Origin of the sequence: Lysinibacillus sp. BPa_S21 (assembly GCF_023337795.1) — a bacterium.
Taxonomy (GTDB): domain Bacteria; phylum Bacillota; class Bacilli; order Bacillales_A; family Planococcaceae; genus Lysinibacillus.
Genome location: NZ_JALIRS010000014.1, coordinates 37,089 through 54,171 on the forward strand (window position 1 = coordinate 37,089; position 17,083 = coordinate 54,171).

Annotated in this window: 22 protein-coding genes; 11 read left to right on the forward strand and 11 right to left on the reverse strand. The window is 33.9% G+C overall.

Features of this window, described 5'->3' with window-relative positions; all coding sequences use genetic code 11:
* Window positions 1-128: 128 nt before the first annotated feature.
* Window positions 129-938 (forward strand): S1C family serine protease, encoded by an 810-nt coding sequence (locus MOK21_RS20425; RefSeq protein ID WP_249075795.1) that lies wholly within the window; start codon window positions 129-131, stop codon window positions 936-938.
* A 275-nt stretch (window positions 939-1,213) separates the two neighbouring features.
* Here MOK21_RS20425 and MOK21_RS20430 read toward each other — a convergent pair whose 3' ends face one another.
* Both MOK21_RS20430 and MOK21_RS20435 read right to left on the reverse strand, forming a co-directional pair.
* Entirely contained in the window at window positions 1,214-1,414 is a 201-nt protein-coding gene (locus MOK21_RS20430) for a cold-shock protein (RefSeq protein WP_004230088.1), read from the reverse strand.
* Window positions 1,415-1,631: 217 nt separating this feature from the next.
* A complete protein-coding gene (locus MOK21_RS20435; protein WP_249075796.1) occupies window positions 1,632-1,919 on the reverse strand; it encodes a DUF1033 family protein in 288 nt (95 codons plus the stop codon).
* Between the two features lie 126 nt (window positions 1,920-2,045).
* Here MOK21_RS20435 and MOK21_RS20440 point away from each other — a divergent pair, with 126 nt between their 5' ends.
* Both MOK21_RS20440 and MOK21_RS20445 read left to right on the forward strand, forming a co-directional pair.
* Window positions 2,046-3,773: a globin-coupled sensor protein gene (locus MOK21_RS20440; RefSeq protein WP_249075797.1), complete on the forward strand. Its 1,728-nt coding sequence runs from the start codon at window positions 2,046-2,048 to the stop codon at window positions 3,771-3,773.
* A 45-nt stretch (window positions 3,774-3,818) separates the two neighbouring features.
* Entirely contained in the window at window positions 3,819-4,100 is a 282-nt protein-coding gene (locus MOK21_RS20445; RefSeq protein ID WP_249075798.1) for an acylphosphatase, read from the forward strand.
* Between the two features lie 706 nt (window positions 4,101-4,806).
* On the opposite strand, the gene MOK21_RS20450 is transcribed toward MOK21_RS20445, so the two are convergent.
* Window positions 4,807-5,538, reverse strand: a complete 732-nt coding sequence (locus MOK21_RS20450) for a hypothetical protein (RefSeq protein ID WP_249075799.1) — start codon at window positions 5,536-5,538, stop codon at window positions 4,807-4,809.
* 317 nt (window positions 5,539-5,855) lie between these two features.
* Here MOK21_RS20450 and MOK21_RS20455 point away from each other — a divergent pair, with 317 nt between their 5' ends.
* Entirely contained in the window at window positions 5,856-6,482 is a 627-nt protein-coding gene (locus tag MOK21_RS20455) for a hypothetical protein (RefSeq protein ID WP_249075800.1), read from the forward strand.
* 69 nt (window positions 6,483-6,551) lie between these two features.
* Here MOK21_RS20455 and MOK21_RS20460 read toward each other — a convergent pair whose 3' ends face one another.
* The 5 genes from MOK21_RS20460 to MOK21_RS20475 all read right to left on the reverse strand — a co-directional run bounded on the left by MOK21_RS20460 (window position 6,552) and on the right by MOK21_RS20475 (window position 8,117).
* Window positions 6,552-6,728 (reverse strand): hypothetical protein, encoded by a 177-nt coding sequence (locus MOK21_RS20460; RefSeq protein ID WP_249075801.1) that lies wholly within the window; start codon window positions 6,726-6,728, stop codon window positions 6,552-6,554.
* Window positions 6,729-6,783: 55 nt separating this feature from the next.
* Window positions 6,784-7,296: a phage terminase small subunit P27 family gene (locus MOK21_RS20465; RefSeq protein ID WP_249075802.1), complete on the reverse strand. Its 513-nt coding sequence runs from the start codon at window positions 7,294-7,296 to the stop codon at window positions 6,784-6,786.
* A 127-nt stretch (window positions 7,297-7,423) separates the two neighbouring features.
* Window positions 7,424-7,570: an HNH endonuclease signature motif containing protein gene (locus MOK21_RS23935; protein WP_308221950.1), complete on the reverse strand. Its 147-nt coding sequence runs from the start codon at window positions 7,568-7,570 to the stop codon at window positions 7,424-7,426.
* Window positions 7,571-7,804 carry a hypothetical protein gene (locus tag MOK21_RS23940; protein WP_308221948.1) on the reverse strand — a complete coding sequence of 78 codons (234 nt, stop codon included), beginning with the start codon at window positions 7,802-7,804 and terminating at the stop codon, window positions 7,571-7,573.
* Complete coding sequence (locus MOK21_RS20475; RefSeq protein ID WP_249075803.1) at window positions 7,797-8,117, reverse strand: FmdB family zinc ribbon protein; 321 nt, start codon at window positions 8,115-8,117, stop codon at window positions 7,797-7,799. The genes MOK21_RS23940 and MOK21_RS20475 overlap by 8 nt, the downstream gene beginning before the upstream one ends.
* Window positions 8,118-8,414: 297 nt before the next feature.
* Between MOK21_RS20475 and MOK21_RS20480 the strand changes: the two genes are divergently transcribed.
* Together MOK21_RS20480 and MOK21_RS20485 are read left to right on the forward strand one after the other, a co-directional pair.
* Window positions 8,415-8,864: a site-specific integrase gene (locus tag MOK21_RS20480; RefSeq protein ID WP_249075804.1), complete on the forward strand. Its 450-nt coding sequence runs from the start codon at window positions 8,415-8,417 to the stop codon at window positions 8,862-8,864.
* Window positions 8,865-9,368: 504 nt separating this feature from the next.
* On the forward strand, window positions 9,369-10,076 hold the full coding sequence (locus MOK21_RS20485) for a coiled-coil domain-containing protein (RefSeq protein WP_249075805.1): 708 nt from the start codon (window positions 9,369-9,371) through the stop codon (window positions 10,074-10,076).
* Between the two features lie 828 nt (window positions 10,077-10,904).
* Here the strand turns inward: MOK21_RS20485 and MOK21_RS20490 are convergent.
* Window positions 10,905-11,612, reverse strand: a complete 708-nt coding sequence (locus MOK21_RS20490) for a DNA alkylation repair protein (protein WP_249075806.1) — start codon at window positions 11,610-11,612, stop codon at window positions 10,905-10,907.
* A gap of 268 nt (window positions 11,613-11,880) precedes the next feature.
* Here MOK21_RS20490 and MOK21_RS20495 point away from each other — a divergent pair, with 268 nt between their 5' ends.
* Window positions 11,881-12,000, forward strand: coding sequence for a YjcZ family sporulation protein (locus MOK21_RS20495; protein WP_249075807.1), 120 nt, complete (start codon window positions 11,881-11,883; stop codon window positions 11,998-12,000).
* A gap of 263 nt (window positions 12,001-12,263) precedes the next feature.
* On the opposite strand, the gene MOK21_RS20500 is transcribed toward MOK21_RS20495, so the two are convergent.
* Together MOK21_RS20500 and MOK21_RS20505 are read right to left on the reverse strand one after the other, a co-directional pair.
* Complete coding sequence (locus tag MOK21_RS20500; protein WP_249075808.1) at window positions 12,264-12,497, reverse strand: hypothetical protein; 234 nt, start codon at window positions 12,495-12,497, stop codon at window positions 12,264-12,266.
* A 251-nt stretch (window positions 12,498-12,748) separates the two neighbouring features.
* Entirely contained in the window at window positions 12,749-13,105 is a 357-nt protein-coding gene (locus tag MOK21_RS20505; protein ID WP_249075809.1) for a VOC family protein, read from the reverse strand.
* Between the two features lie 666 nt (window positions 13,106-13,771).
* On the opposite strand from MOK21_RS20505, the gene MOK21_RS20510 reads away from it, so the two are divergent.
* The 4 genes from MOK21_RS20510 to MOK21_RS20525 all read left to right on the forward strand — a co-directional run bounded on the left by MOK21_RS20510 (window position 13,772) and on the right by MOK21_RS20525 (window position 17,043).
* A complete protein-coding gene (locus MOK21_RS20510; RefSeq protein WP_249075810.1) occupies window positions 13,772-14,269 on the forward strand; it encodes an RNA polymerase sigma factor in 498 nt (165 codons plus the stop codon).
* Window positions 14,259-14,942: a zf-HC2 domain-containing protein gene (locus MOK21_RS20515; RefSeq protein WP_249075811.1), complete on the forward strand. Its 684-nt coding sequence runs from the start codon at window positions 14,259-14,261 to the stop codon at window positions 14,940-14,942. The genes MOK21_RS20510 and MOK21_RS20515 overlap by 11 nt, the downstream gene beginning before the upstream one ends.
* A 386-nt stretch (window positions 14,943-15,328) precedes the next feature.
* A complete protein-coding gene (locus MOK21_RS20520; RefSeq protein ID WP_249075812.1) occupies window positions 15,329-15,979 on the forward strand; it encodes a 5-bromo-4-chloroindolyl phosphate hydrolysis family protein in 651 nt (216 codons plus the stop codon).
* Window positions 15,976-17,043, forward strand: coding sequence for a toxic anion resistance protein (locus MOK21_RS20525; protein WP_249075813.1), 1,068 nt, complete (start codon window positions 15,976-15,978; stop codon window positions 17,041-17,043). The genes MOK21_RS20520 and MOK21_RS20525 overlap by 4 nt, the downstream gene beginning before the upstream one ends.
* The last annotated feature ends 40 nt before the right edge of the window (window positions 17,044-17,083 follow it).

The following is a 17,083-nucleotide window of genomic DNA, read 5'->3' on the forward strand; positions in this document are numbered from 1 at the left end:
TAGTCAAATTAGTCCTGTTGAACATCAAACAACTGAAAGTGCCAAACTTGCCACAGAAAATTGAATGAAATTTAGTTATTCAGTCGTCCAGATTGGGCGCTTTCATTTTGAGTAAGGAGGAAGTTTTGATGAATGTTTTACATAGATCAACAACAGATGAAGAACTGACGGAAGAAGAATTGATCGAGCTTGTTCTCGCTGAACAGCAAAAAGCGTTAGCGCAGGAACAAGAAGAACAACTGCAAGGTAAAAAACCTAAAAAACGAAAACCAATTGTCAAATGGATTGTCTGGAGTATGGCATTTGTGTTATTTTTGAATACATTTGCCCTTATCTTTCAAATTTACTCCATCCCAGCTCTTGAATTTTTGAAGGTGTCTGCTCGGCTATCAGCGCAAGAGGATATAAAAACCTATAAAAAAGCAGTTGTAGAGATCTCTACAGGTTCTAGTAAAGGCACAGGCTTTTCGATTTCTTCAGATGGGCTGATCGTAACTAATGCACACGTTGTAGAAGATGCCCAATCTATATTCGTCGTTTTTCCTGAGGAAGGATTAATGGGCGCTAACTTAGTGCAAAGTTACCCAGATATAGATTTAGCATTATTGCAAGTAACTGGTAAAAAGCTTCCTTCCCTTTCACTTGCTGAAAATCCTAGCTATACCAAAAATGAGCATGTCTATTTTATCGGTAATCCACTAGCCTTTACGGGCATTGCAAATGAAGGGACTCTACTTGAATCAACACACCTTGAAGATTGGCAGGAACCAGTTATGATGATGAAGGCCCCTGTTTATCGCGGAAATAGTGGGAGTCCTGTTTTAAATTTGGATGGTGAGGTTATAGGAATCGTCTTTGCAACGGCGAATGTAGATCCGTATGGTCGTGTCGGTTTGTTTATTCCCGTTAAGTTGTTACAGCATTTAGTAAGTAAATAATTATACGTCAAGGTGCTTGTCCCGAATGTAATCGAGACAAGCAATTCATTTAGGTTCAGTTTACATAATAAATTTATTTTATTATGTATTGAAAGGCTTATTGTCTCCATGTCCAATTCTTTTTTAACTTTTGTATTGTAATAATAGTAGTATCTATACTCTTTCATACTATTGTTGTTCCTATTGCAACTCTTGAAATTCAAAGCACGTAAAAAAAGACATCCTATATCAATAGGATGTCTTAGTTTAACGGAAGTAATTTTAATTACTGAGAATTAAAGTTTAGTTACGTTAGCAGCTTGTGGTCCGCGGTTGCCATCTACAACTTCGAATTCCACTTTTTGACCTTCGTCAAGAGTTTTGAAACCTTCGCCTTGGATAGCTGAGAAGTGTACGAATACGTCGTTTTCACCTTCAACTTCGATGAATCCAAAACCTTTTTCTGAGTTAAACCATTTTACTGTACCTTGTTTCATTTAAGAAAACCTCCAAAAAATAAAAGTGAACAATATGTAATTTCTTCAACGAATGAAAAAATTCACATATTACAAAGAGTACCGAACTAACGCGATCACTTTTTGTAATATGTGAATTCATGTTTCCGGTGAAGCAATTAAATTGTTAAACTAAGTATAACCGTCATTCATAATTTTGTCAAATAAAGAAAAATGTTTTTTTTCAAATTTTTAAATTTTATTTCTGTTTTTCAGGTTTTATAACGATAATACCGTGATATATTTGGACATCATCATCACAAGCATCACAAAAAACACTTTCATCTTCTGACCAGAAGGCCCAAAATCCTCCTTCTTTCGTTACCTCATTGTCATATGTTAATCGGAAGTGCTGTAACTTTGTTTGCAATGCTGCATTAAATTGCTCCTCCGTTTCATATGTTTCATTTGTTTGTATAAAAGCCTCCCAGCCTTCAAACTTCCACCAAGGCTCATAATCAGCTTTCATGTAAATAATTGTATACATATTTGCCACATTCCCTGCTGTATTAGATATTTTCATTTTAGCAAAGACATTTGAAATGTCTATTAAAACACCCTGTAATATGCTATTATTACCTTATTATTCATTATTTTTGGGAGGTATTTTTTTATGTTTTCAAGTATTCGACCTAAGGCCGAACTCGAGGAATTATTAAAGCGTGGTACAAATTTAAATGCTACTGGGCGATTTAATAAAACATTAGCATTTAACCATTTCAATTCTCAAGATGAAGAGAATTTAAAAACTCTCTACACTAAATTAAAAGATATCACGCCTTCAATGAACGCGATTTTTAATAATTATTTAAGTGAACTCTCTCTCTCCTCTCAACTAACAATTAGTGAAGAAAATATTAATCGATACTTAACGCAATTTTTCTTAGCTAATCGAGATGATGAATATGTGGAAGAAACCGTTAAATTTTTCAATTTATTCAGAAAGAATCAATATGAGCCTGGTAAACTAATCGTCGTCTTCAATCAATTTGCATTTTATATTACTACATACATTCTACATAACTTTGGTTTAAAACCTAATAAAGCTTTTGAATACATGAAATCTTTCCAATCTGCTGTCAATGTTGATCAGGAATTACTCATCGAAGTATTAACAGAACGCACGATTGAAAATGTAGTCGCTGAAATTTCCTCTTTAATGGATGTCAACGCAAAAATCATGTATATGAAAGATTTAGTATATAGCTTAGATCAACAAAACGAAGAAATCCAGTCCTCTACCGCAGCAACTGAAGAAATTGCCGCTTCTATTAACGAAGTTGCTCGAATGTCTTCCCGTATTTCTGAAAAAACAACTGAATCTGTTGATCATGCTGTTCAAGGGAAAAATGCAATTGAGCATGCCCTTTCTGAAATCTTTAAAACTGAAGAGACATTTACATCGATTGTTGAGTCCTTTTCAGAATTACAAAAACGGGTAAATGATATCGAAAATGTTGTAACGTTAATAAACCAAATTGCCGATCAAACAAATTTACTTGCTTTGAACGCATCTATAGAGGCAGCACGTGCAGGTGAACATGGAAAAGGCTTCGCCGTAGTTGCACAGGAGGTACGAAAGCTTGCTGAGGGAACGGTATCAGCGCTTAGTGAAGTCACTACAAATGTTCATCATTTAAAGAGCTATTCAAATGATGTGTCAAACTCGATTACAGAAACGACAGGAATTATTAAAGAAGCGACAGTGGAAGCTAAAGAATCGTTACCATTATTAAATGCGATTGTTAATGCCATTGAAGATATAAACCTAGATGTGACAAATACTGCTGCGATATCTGAGGAGCAGGCAGCAGCTATTGATGAAGTCTCTGCAAGAATGATTGAAATTTCTAATCTTCAAGATGATATTCGCGACTATAGCCATAATACATCAAGAGATATTCACGCTTTAGGAAAAGAAATTAATCGTTTCCGAAATGACATTATTTCGAATAATAATGTTCAACTATCATCTATAGCACTTTTACAATTATCAAAGGCCGATCATATTTTATGGAAATGGCGAATTTATAATATGTTCTTAGGTCTTGAAAACGTTGAACCAAGTGACGTTTCTTCGCATACTGATTGTCGTCTCGGTAAATGGTATACATCTGCTCGCGCAGTAGAACGTTTCGGACACTTGCAGGAGTATCGTGATTTAGATGCCTATCATTTACGTGTTCATGAATCGGCGAAGTTAGCAGCAGAGGCGTACAAGTTGGGCAATATTCAACAGGCTGAGGTTCATTTAAAAGAAGTAGATCAAGCTTCTCAGCAGGTTCTCTATTATATCAATAATTTAATTGCGTCTTTAGAAAAAGAACGTGTGATGCACTAAGCACAAAGGGGGCTCTTTCCCCCTTCACTAGTAGGAGGTGTTAGCTTGAACAAACGAGCGCGAATTCAATTTTTCGGAGATATTTATGGAACTGGCTACCGTTTTTTCATAAAACAAAAAGCGATTGAGCTAGGATTAAAAGGATACTGTAAACTAAATGATCAAGATCAAATTGAGGTTGAAATTGAAGGATCTCAAAAAGCGATAGATGAATTTTTAATATTTGTTCAAAAGGGTGTAAGCCCTCAAGCAGATTCCAATTCATTTACATTAGAGCTTTTTGACAATTTAAAAGGTTATGCACGCATGGAGTCAGACATTGTTTAGTCTGGCTTCATTATTTTTATAGTGCAGTAATACCAAGGTTTATCAAGCTTTTCGGCTCTTTACATTATTGAATGAATACGGTTTTGAATACGGTTTATAAAAAAAGACGTTGCTGGGGGCAAGTTTAATTAGGATTGGGATAAATTCCACAGTCCTTTTTATTTTGCCTTCCAAAAAAGCAACTGCCGTAGCAAGTGCTTATTTTATTACTTATCTTTATTCGCATATTGTTGGGATTCAACTTCTTTTCGTCTTTGCTCTTCTTCCAAACGTTTTTTATAAATACGTGGTGCTGATGTTTTCATAAAGAAAGCATGCATACGTTGTTGCGTTTCAATAGATGGTATGGTTTTCAGTACATTCCCTCCTATCTCTCTATTCTTTGTCTCTATCTAGCTATGAAGTGCAGATAGTATCACCCACATATTTGAGTGACCTCATCCAACAGTTTTTTTATGGTTTTTGTACCCTCACCCCAAGCTTGCAAAAGTTCCAGTGCTTTTTCTGGATTCGACTTAGATAGTTCAGCTAATCGGAGGATGACGGTGGCAAAAAACATTAAGACCACCCATCACGGAGTGGTCTTTATATATTTTCTTCATCTAAGCCCAAGACCATCGACAAACATCCTATCCGCATGTCAATCAACCATAAAAAATAGCCCCCTTATCAAATAAAAAAGAGGGCTTTATAAATTCTTAATCTATCACTTATCTACAACTGGCTTTAATACATTCACTGGAAGCCAAATATTTGGAGCGTCATTTCCTTCTAAGCCTACATATAGATACCCATTCATTTCAAGACCCTTTACATAAACAATGCTTCCCTTTTCCATAATTTTTTCAGTTTTAGATTCTTTTAATGGAACGCCTTTACCTTCTGCATTTTTTGTTATCTCGTAACGCGTTCCGTATTCTCTTTCTATCTTCTCAGTTATTTTAAAATCTGTACTAAGATACCTGTCACAATATGTTCCCTCATCACCATCACTAAAACAATGGTCAACGCGACCATTATCTAGGAAAGTAAGTTGATGTCTAAGAAAATAATATCCATACGAACCCATACCATTATCACGATTTATATGAATGTAAATTGGATCGTTATAGAAAGATGAACGAATTTTTATTGGTACTTCTTTGAAAACTACCAAATCCGTTGCTTGAACGCGGTATTCCCCCATCTGGTAAAATATTTTGCCATCATATTTTTCGATATCATACGTTCTAAAGAATTTATTTCGCTTAACCATTAACGAATCAAATGTGCCATTTGGATTTTTCTTGTACACCTTGATATCTTTTTTAAAGGTCATTTTCCCTGTTTGCCCTTTTACAACTTCTGCTCCATCATACATCACTTTTGCTTCTGATTTTGTTGGATGTACTATCGCAAATACAAATGCTGCTAGTAACACAATAAATAATTTTTTCATCATTCTCCTCCTACTCAGTTTTATTTTAAAGAACATATTATCTTTGTATTATATACCTGAAATCTTATATTCTACCAACAAATGTTAAAAATACAACAAGTAGAGTGTTTTTCCATATCATTATCTCATCCATCTACCATTCTACCAAATTATCTAAATTATATGGACTATTACTCATTGATTGTGGATGGCTATCACGCTCATTTAACCAGTTATAAAAAGGCACTGGATCTTTACAAATAAAAAATATTCATATAGTTAATAGCCCTTCTCTCTCACTTTTTTTTACATAACATAAGATGAAGGGAGGGTAAATTATGTGTATAAATAATGGAAGTTGTAATTGTTTATCACCGCGAGTAGAATGCAAAAATGTTGGACCTTTTGTGGCAAAAAATATAAACTGTATAAACTCGGAAATTGAAAGTGGCAAAGAAAACGACAGCGGTTCAATAATCCCTTTTACCTCGGGAATTTCAACTTCTGTAGTTACTATAGGACCTGACTTTGGATTAACGTCTAGCCTTATAGGATTCGGTACTGCTATTAATGGTGTGCCTATCTTAAACAATACTATAGACTTATCTGGACTTTTAAGCGAAGCCTTCTCAGTTCCACGCAATGGTAATATTACTGCTATTTCCGCAGCATTTAATTACTTTTTAGATCTTAACCGAGGAGGGCTTACTACTATAACAGCTCAAATCTATCGTGCGCCTGTAGGAAGTAACATCTTCACTGCTACAAATGTACGTGTTGATTTAGCTCCACCTGTCGCTGGAGTTCCAGCAGGAATAACTTTTGGTTCAGCAAATGTTGAGCCTGTACCAGTATCGGTTGGGGATCGTTTATTAATGGTATTTTACATTTCATCAATAATAAATCCTCCTGCATTAAATTTTTCAGTTGAAGGTACTGCGAGCGCGGGTATTAATATTGTATAAAGAATTCCATCTACTATTAATACAATAAATAAGTGTATGATTTAAAAAAGGTTAAATTGAGTCATGCGCTTATTTATTGTTTATGAATATTCTTTCCTCTAACCAATTATAGAAAGGTACAGGACGTTCTTTATGCGGTTCGCCCTCCACAGATGATGATTTAGTCGACTTATTATTTAATCTCTCTACAGCCTTGTTATGTGCACCTACAAATACAGCTCTTAATGTACTTGTAACTGTAAGCACACCTTCTTTAATGTCCATAGCAATTATGAATAGAACGTTCTTAGCCTTTATGAAGTCAGATGCATTTGAACCGCTTCTGTGCCTCGCTTTTGCCTTCCACAGTTGAGGGGGAAGGAATGACTAATTTCAAACGTGATGTAATAGTAAGACCAAGATCAGCAGCTGCAGAACGACATTCGTTAAACAATGTATTTTTTGTACGTTGTAACTTTGGATAATCGTCATTGACAATTGTGATTTTTTTGCCGTTTTCCTGCTCAACTGTCTCTGTTGGTTTGATTTTTCGTATATCTTTTACCAGTTGTAGATACTGATGTTTCGAGTCCAAATACCTCGCTAAATCCACATCAAGCTCGCTGAAAATTTCAAGTGCTACTAGCTTTTCAGCAATCTCTGTAAATTCCTTCTTTTGTGCAGCTGTTAAATACGATGGAATTTCAATGTTTTCAGTCGGTCCACGCATCTTTTCTTCATGTTTTTGACGCTTTTTCATCTCATCTTTTGTCAAATGCTTAGAGCGTCCATTTCCTATAATCACTTGCAATGGCTGCTTATTTCGACCTGCCATACTATCACCTCACTTTCAATTAATCTAGGTCCTCCAAACAAATATTCAAAAACGGGTTTTTGCGCAGAAAACGGGCAGTCGGTGTAGGACGCTTTCGCTCACTAAAGTGAAAAGGAGGGGGGCTATCCTATTTTCTTCCGTACTTTTGTACATCTTCGTTTGTTTTTTTGTTGTGACAAGATTGGCAAAGCAATTGTAAGTTGTCTTCGTCTAATCTTTTGTTCCAATCCACAGATAATCGAATGATATGGTCAACTAAAACTCCAATTGTAATTCACTTTTCCGTTTTGCAATGCTGACATAATCCGTTGTCACGAATCTTAATGTAGTCTCGGCATTTAATCCAAGAAGCTGAATGATAGAAGCGATCATGTTTCTTGTTGCGTTGATATTTGTCGTAGTAACGATTGTTTTCTGATTTCGTTTCCTTATGCTGTTCGCAATAACCACTGCGCGTTAAGTTAGGACATCCAGGCTTGTTGCATGGACGTAGAGGTTTACTATTCATGTTGCTTTTCAGCCTCTTGTTTAATTGCATCCATACGTTCCTTCGTAGCTGCACGTATCCCTTCCAGCTCTATCAGTAGCGCCTTTACTTCAGCGTCATCAGTCATCCACTTTAGCTTACGCTGTAGTTCACGTTGCCTCTTCAGTAGCTTCCTCACTTCTTCATCGGTATAAAAACAGACATACTCTTGTCCGCAATTAGGACAGTTGAAGTATGTCTTTTCGATAGTGTTATGCAGTTTATCTTCCTTGAAGTGTTGGACATAGAAATTGTGACCACATGACTTGTCACACCTTGCGTAGATTGGTTCCATGTTACTCATCCCTTTCCACTTTCGCTTCTATCTTAGGTAAATATTCAACCTCTGCTTATGTTCTTGCGGTTTAACTTTTGCGTTGGTTAAATCGATATTGAATACTGATAAGTTGATTGCTAATCGTAATTCAGTTTTTGAATTTGATTTTTGGATTTGTAAAGTACAATCGAAAACCTATTTAGTTATTCGCTGCCTTCTAATCGAGTTGGTAGTTTATCATCGTTCTCTATAATATACATTGCAACTACTTTCTTCACGAGACTTTCAAGTGATACAGCACATTGATTTCGAGTTATGTTATCAGCTACTTCATTAAACTGTTTTAATAATGTTTCAGCTGCATGGAATGATATAAATTTCAAAACAAACGAAATTCGTATTAATAAAACTTTGTCACGAGGTTTAAAAGGCCGCCTTTTAGTAAAACCGCCAAAAACAAAAAAATCCATCCGTACAATCGAGATGGATCAAAAAACAATAGATATTTTAAATGAATGGAAAAAAAGACAAAAACATGATTACTTTAAATTAGGCTATAACACATTAAAACCAGACCAACTTGTATTTAGTAATAAGTACAACGAATATTTGCAGCTCGCCATTCCACAAAAATGGATGCTGTCGGTCCAAAAAGAACGTTTAGGACATAGCAATATCAATACAACTTTAAATATTTTCACTCATGTTACCAAAAAAGCAAAAGGTGAAGCAATTCAAAAATTCGCCAACTACATTAATATCTAGTTAGTTTGAATACGATTTTGAATACGGTTGAATACGACTTAGTGAAGTTTCATGCAAGCTGTAAAAGTGAAAGTTCATTGATTTAAAGGGATTTTGACACTCATTGAGCCTAGATGAAACAGTGTTGTCAGACATTGTTTAGTCTGGCTCCTCCTTTTTGGTTAATGAGGATTGGGAATAAGCCCAGTCCTTTTTATTTTCCCTTCCATAAATAAACTCCTATCGTCTTTTCCTCTATATTCCCTCTATTGAAAAATTAGTATCCCTTTACCTCCCTATTACCCAATTTTTAATTGTATAACCCATTTTGGAAGTTTCAATCAAAAAATGAATGGGAGGACTTTATCCATAATTTGATTTTCCAATAGTTCTCTGCCACTTTTAAATACTGTTTATGATTATTCTATATTTCCTTGTTTAATCATAAAATAGAAAAAATTTGACTAAATGAAGAAAATGGAAAAAAGAATTGTCTGTTTAAATAAAAAAACGGGGGTGATTCAAATGAAATTTATACAAAAATTAAGTGTGATCGGACTGTCATTATGTATATTGAGTATCGTTTTTTCATCTACCAGCATGGCAACAAAAATCGATACAGAAGAGTATCTGAATTCAGTCAATCAAAAAATCAAAAATGAAGTTCCTAATTACAAAAGCGATTCCGCCAAAATAGTAGCACAAGAAACAAAAACGGTGATGATTAAAACTGAAAGAGATGATAAATCATTATTAGAGCAAAAATCAAAAGAATTTGAAGAAAAAATGAAAATCGAGCAAAAAGCCTTTATTGAAGAAGGATTGAAAAAAGCAACAACGCTGCAAGATGTAGAAAAAGTAAAAAGTGAAGCAGCTAACTTATTAAATAAAGAAAAAGAATTGTTTAAAGAAGAAAGCGAACAATATGTAAAAAAAGTGATTGATACGGAAAAAGTAAACTTAGCGATGATTTCAAGTTCATATAAAACGGTTATGGATGACTTTTTCACCTTTAAGAAACACAAGTTTTATTACTATGATGTAACTAAAAAAGAATTTGTTCCAAATAATAAAGTAAGTGCAACAGACGAGGTAAGAGAATTTGAAAAAAAACACCAAGAAGATACTATTTTAAAAGATAATCCAATCAACAACTTCATTCTGTTCATTTTCCTTGGATTGTTATGTATTATTCCTCTTCTCATATGCAATCGACAAAAAAACAAAGCATAAGCTTTGTTTTTTTGCTTGCCTTTTTTCATTTTATTGGACAATTTAATTTTATCTATTAAATGAGATGTTGCCTGTGGGACAACTCATAATTTGAACTAAAATATTGTTATTTTTTCCTAGTACTGCTTCCTTTTTCTACTTGTTGTAGTTGTTACTGCTTGGTCTCATTTCTCTTTTCATCTATGTTTTATTTAGTTGCTACCGCATTTAAAAGTAATTGTTTGTTGCGATCAGACATTATACGCCATTCTTTAACCGTTACTTTCATTTGCCTCCACTTCCTTTCAAATGTATGCTCCTAAACACTGTATGCAATCGTTAGCGAATGTAAAACACCTCCGCATTGATTAATAACAATGCGTGTCTATTTTTTATTAAAAAAGTAGTCTAGCCTTTACGGCGGGCATGATTGCCTTGTCCGGTTAGCCAACCCTTCCTACAAATGAATTCTAGTTTTTATCGAATCATATGTGTAAAGGCTCCTTGTCAAGTCGCAATTATTCACACACTTATATAGAAAAGTAGTTAACCATCATCGAAAGTGTACATGCTTAAACGAGCAAAAATGTACATTGTTATTTGACATTTACATTGATAAAATTTTGTTCAACTTTTTCTTATATTCAATAGAACCGATAATCATTCCATATTCTTATTAATTTTTCTATTTTATTCACATTTACCCTTCTAGCCAATAAAACGACTGGACATTCTCTATGCTTTTGTCCTCTACTGCTCAAAATTCATTTCCCTATGTACAATAAAAAGCCACACCTTGTTAGATGTGACTTTGGATAGTATTCGTCTGGATCCATACATCGATCCGTTTTAACACCTTACATACTTACGTTTGAAACCGATTCTCCCTTTATCTACTTCTTTTTGAATACTTTCAAAAGCATTTAGAAGACTAGGTTTTTTCTTGTCCCGTTTGACTTCTACTATTCCTATTTCCTTTGCGGTCTCAACAGCCTTTTCATGTAATGGTACATATGAAATCCTCACTGTGTATAGAAAATTATTCATAGCAGACTTCGTTCTTTCTGGGGCATCATGAATAGAACTTTTCACAATTTCCAGCATATTAGAAATCTTACTTTCGGAAAATTCATGGTCTTTTCGATTCCCTAAAAGCCAGCAGTAGCAACTCCAACCCGCTGACATTTTTAGCTCGTCGCCGCTTGCAATCCATTTATCAGCAACGTCTTGTGCAATAGCTGACTCTGATAATGTTACCGCCACTACATAATCAGACAGCATATAAAAATACGCTGCATCCATCCATCGATCAAAATCGGATTCAGTCATAGCATTTGGATCTGCAATAATGCCTGCAAAATACATTGCATCATAATTACCTGTAGCGTAAAGCTCTTCAGCTAAAAGTTGATTTATTTTTATCTTCTTTGCAATAGGTTTCATCACTCCTGTTGCAACACCAAAAAGAGGCTCGTGCGCACCATTGGATATATACATTTTTTTAGTTCGTTCTTTACCTAGAGATTCAAGCTCCCTCATAATTGTTTCGAAATCCATAGTCCTGTACTTCCTTTCTATCATTACCTTTATAATTTTAATTAACTTGCTATTCACTTCTGCTGCCTACTGAAAAGCCCTGTCAATTTGGTCTAATTAACGACGCCACTCCCTGTAAAGTCGTACTATACGAAATTAAGCTGCATATTTGCACATATTATTTTCATCGTATAAAAAAATTAATTTTTCTATGCCGATATAGGATATATATCGCACTCACTTTTGAAAACTATACATATTATACAGGAAAGAAAGGAGGAGAATTAATATGTCTCAATATTGTGGTAACCGTGGTGGCTACGGCGGTGGTTCAGCGTTCGCGCTACTTGTTGTACTATTCATTCTTCTAATTATTGTTGGTGCTGCTTTCTTCTATAATTCATATTAATATTTCTATCATAAATCATATCTATTAATCCATAACAATACAAATAATCCTATACCTCTATTTCTTTTCTAAGGGTCACTTTTCTCAGGTGACCCTTTTATTATTCATTACACAAAGTACTATAATCCACTCAAAACATCCACTGGACTTTACAAGAAAAAGAAAAGGCCATACCCAATTGGATATGACTTTGCACGTTACTTTACTTTTTCTATTATTGCCCAAATTAACATTGCAGAAATGGATGAGACAACCTACCATATTTATTCAGTCGTTAATATCCCAATCGTTTTACTGCTTTTACAGCTAAGACTATTTGCTTTAAATTTTATACTCATTGAAAGCATCTGCAACGTACTTAATTCGTTAGCCAACTTATCTAATTCAACTAATCCTTCCCTTTGTAAATGACTAATTTCCAATTCAAGCTGTTTTAGTGATTTTTGAATATCTTCTATATTTTCCTTGTATTTCTCTAAAACAATTTTAGTATCCAATATCTCAATTTTATTGTTTGTATGTTTTATGACTAACTCATCCTTTCTACTTACAAAGTCATCTTTATGGCTAAATTTTTAGTTACATGAGATATTGAAAATCACCTTTGCACATGTAAGTTTTTAAAGAATTGGATTTAATTAACACCATTATAATGTTGTTTAACTTATTTAACAATCTTATTTTCAATTAATCGAAGTTAAAAAAAGTCACACCTTGTTAGATGTGACTTTCTGTAACATATATCTATCTACATAAATTGTAAATACTCTAAAACATTCCCGAAAGGATCTCTGAAGCTAATTACTTTTCCTGGAGGGCAATCCATCGGCTCATCTACAATGAACTCAACATTATGTTCTCTTAACTTATTAACTGTTTGATGAATGTCATCTGTTTTTAAAGCTAAAACCACGCCTAAGAAATCTTTAGAAATAGAATTAGATTCTTTTGATTCCTCTAGAACTAATGGTAAATCACCATGAACGAGTGTTACGATTTTAGGTCCGTATTGTTTGTTAACTTCAAAACCTAGAACAGTAGTGTAAAAATCAATTGCTTTTTCGATGTTAGGTACATAAATGCTGATAACACAAACTTGAGTCATAATTCATCCCCCTATAATTCGTTTAAATACCTGTTATTCACAATTATAGAATGTTCAAAATTATCTTTCAACTACGAAGGTAAATAAAAGTCAAAGGTACTTATCAAAATTAAAGATCGTACGCACTCCTATACCAATCATTATGTTAACGGGATGATGTGTCACCATTTGAAAAATATAACAAAAGGTATTACTATTTGATTTATATATATTCTAGATGGAATACATTTTAAATAATACTAAAATGATGATAGACAGGATGAATTTAAAATCAGAAGAGTTGGGGTTTGCCGCCCAATGATTATGTTAGCAAATTACCAAAATGCTTAAGGCCGTTTTTATTACTGAAACTTAAATTCAATAAGTAGAATCTTTAGTTGTTAATACCCATCTATCTATTATGCTGATAGATGGGTATTTTATTTCAATGAACCGAATGATTATTCGTAGGAAAAAATTAAGTAGACTTGATAGAGACAAAAAGGTAAAGAATTTTTATAAAAACTGTAACGAATCAATGAAATTTTGGATATATGAATGATTAACTTTTTAAGTAGCTTGACTTAAAAACATGCCGTTTTCTTATATTGATCAACCGACCGAACTTTATTTGGGGTTTTTCAAGCTATTTAAAGTAATCTAATTTCATTTGAAGGGAGGTAAACTGTGAATAAAAATAATATATACCAAGAATACGGGGATTTTGTTTTTAGATATTTATTGACTTTAACTAATAAACATCAAATTGCTGAAGAGTTAACTCAGGAGACATTCTATCAAGCGATTAAGTCTATACACAAATTTCATGATGATGGAACTGTGAAATTTTCTACATGGCTATGTTCTATCGCAAAAAATGTTTGGTTACAAGAATTGAATCATGATAAAAAAAGACATCAACTAACAGAGTCATTAAATGATATGAAAACATTAACCTCCAACTTAGAAGAAGAGTTTTTTAGAAATGAAGATAAGGTAAATTTTTTTAAGCAAGCTCATCAACTTAGTGAAAAAAAGCGTGAAATACTCTACTTACGGTTATTAGGTGATCTTTCTTTTAAGGAAATCGGCTCCATTGTTGGAGAAACTGAAAATTGGGCAAGAGTTACTTTTTATCGTGCAAAACAAGAATTAAGAAAGGATGTTATCAGATATGAACCATAATATTTTTAAAGATTTAGTACCCAGCTATATAGAAAAGTTGACTAGCGAAGAAACTACTAGACAGATGGAAAAACATATGATGGAATGTGAAGAATGCAAAAAATATGTAACGGAAATGCAAGAAGGTCTTTTTGTAGATAATACACATGTACATAATAAGGAAAAGGAAAATATTGATTATTTTAAAAAGGTGCGTTCTAAAAATAGAAGAAAAATTTTTATGGTCGCAGGATCCTTACTTGCTTTCTTTATTATTTTATCTATGAGTTATTATTTTCTTTTTGTCCATATGTGGATAGCAGATGAAAATAATGTGGAAAAAAACATTCAACAAAATGGAACAACAGTTACCTTGACATACCAAACGAAAAGTAACAACCGATACCTTTTAGCTGTGAAAAATTCAAGGAATAATAATTATACAGATGATATTATCATTTATGAAAATTGGAATATTTTAGCCGATAAAAAACTGAATTTATTTTCTGAAGTAGCAATGTCCTATAAAGACGGTGTTAACATCACTTACACTTTCTTAGATGAAAATACTTTATTACTCAACAACGGCGAAAAAAAACAATTAACGGATGCGGACAAGATAACAATTCAATTTAAAAATAATACCGAAGAAATAAAATTAAAAGATCTCTATAAATTCAAGAACGTCGATTAAGGAAGCATTAGGATCATTAACGATTAATTATGTAAGCGTATTTTGAGAATAAACTCTCGAATACGCTTATTATTTTTAGCAAGAAAACTGATGGCGAGGAATCAACAACAGATGAAAAAACAATACTAATGTTTGACCTACCACTTGTGAAGAATGCGCTAATCACATTGTGAAGATCGGCAATTGGCCATTATAGATGTAATAGCAAGATCTGACTTCTTTTCTTCCTAAATAAAAGCAAAGGAATTTCTTGTTCTAATGTAATATCATTGAGAAACTTTACAAATAGCAGTAAAATTTATGTAAGGTTTCATTTTTCATTGAAACTTTATGTCGATTATTTCGTATAAGAATATAGACATATTTAAATGCTAGGAGGAAGAAACATGCTTAGTGTCGGAAAGTTTTTCTCTAGACATACCGCTAGCTTCTTAATTTCTCTCTCTACTGTTTCTATTACAGCCATAGCAGCAAATCCAGGATTCTTCCTTGGTGGATTATTGTTTGCTGGAACATACGCTGCGAGTACTGCAGTGTTGAAATATAGACAGAAAAAGAAATTCATGCAATTAGTAGGTATAACAAAAGAAGAATACAAACATATTGAAACACAACTAAAAGCAGCCAATAAACACATACAAACATTAAGTCAAAACTACTTACGTGTACGTTCTGTTTCTGCATTTAAGCAATTGCTCGAAATGACACGAATTTCAAAAAATATCGTAAAAATTGTTAAAACAGATCCGCAAAAATTTTATAATGTAGAACAGTTTTTTTATGCACACCTCCCTTCTGCTGTAGAATTAACAGATAAATATACGATGTTATCGAGGCAGCCTGTGAAGGATAAGGAAATTCAAATTACATTATCACAGACACGAGAAACACTTACTGATTTAAATGATACGATTCAGGTTGATTTAAAGGATGCGCTTTCCAACGATATCGACCATCTTCAAATGGAAATCGAATTTGCGAATCGCTCCAATAGTAGACGAAAAGAACGATTGGAATGGCGAGGCGATGATAAGTGACAGCAAATGAACACGCATTTCAATTAAATACACTACAAGGTGTTTCCCCCCTTGTGCAATCTTATTTAGAAACAACTACAAATAATGAGGCGATGGCGACGTATGAAACGCTATCGCCTCTTGCACAAAGTCGTGCACTTCTATTTGCCAGTCAGCTCGACCTGACAAACTTCGAGTCAATCCTGTCTTTAGGGCAAGATTCACAACGATCAGTATCTCAATTTGCCGATCGAATGCTTGCACAAGTAAAACAGAAAGACGTCTCAAAAATCGGTCAAATGCTAGACTCTTTAATGCAAACGTTAGATCGTGTAGATCCTAACGCATTAGAGCCAAAAAAACAGTCCTTTTTTAAAAAAATGTTTGGAAAAATTGAACCTACTGTGAAGCAAACATTAACGGAGTTTGAACGTATTAGTATCCAAGTAGAGCGAATTGGTGTTCAGCTTGAACGTGCCCAGCTGCAAATGATAAAAGATATAGAAATGCTAGAAGGACTTTATGGACATAATAGAGGATTTTTTGAAGAGTTAGCGACTGCCATTGCAGCAGGTCAAATGAAGAAGCAACAAGCTATTGAGGTGGAGCTTCCTGAAAAAGTGATGCATGTACAGGCAAACAAACAGCCACTAGCTATCCAACAGCTTAATGACTTTGCCGCTCAAATTGAACGTCTAGATCAACGTATTTATGACTTACAAGTATCGCAACAGGTTGCCTTACAAACCGCGCCACAAATACGCATGATTCAGCAGTCCAACCAAACACTAGCTGAAAAAATTGAATTTTCTATCGTCACCCTTATTCCACTTTGGAAAAATCAATTAGCTATGATGTTATCTATGCACATGGATCATCACTACGCGCAACTTGAAGAACGATTATCTCGTACAAACGATCGTTTCACAAGCCCTTCCTTTGAACAACAAGTATCAAAATTTAGAGAAACACAGCATGAGCTTAAAACAGCAATTAAAGACGTCTTTGCTCTTCATACAGCTACCGAACAAGAAAAACAGCATCTGCAAGAAGTAGCTGAATTAAAGAATACAAAGCAATCATGATTCTGTTTTTCCAACAATTAAGGGTGGCTCAGAAATCATC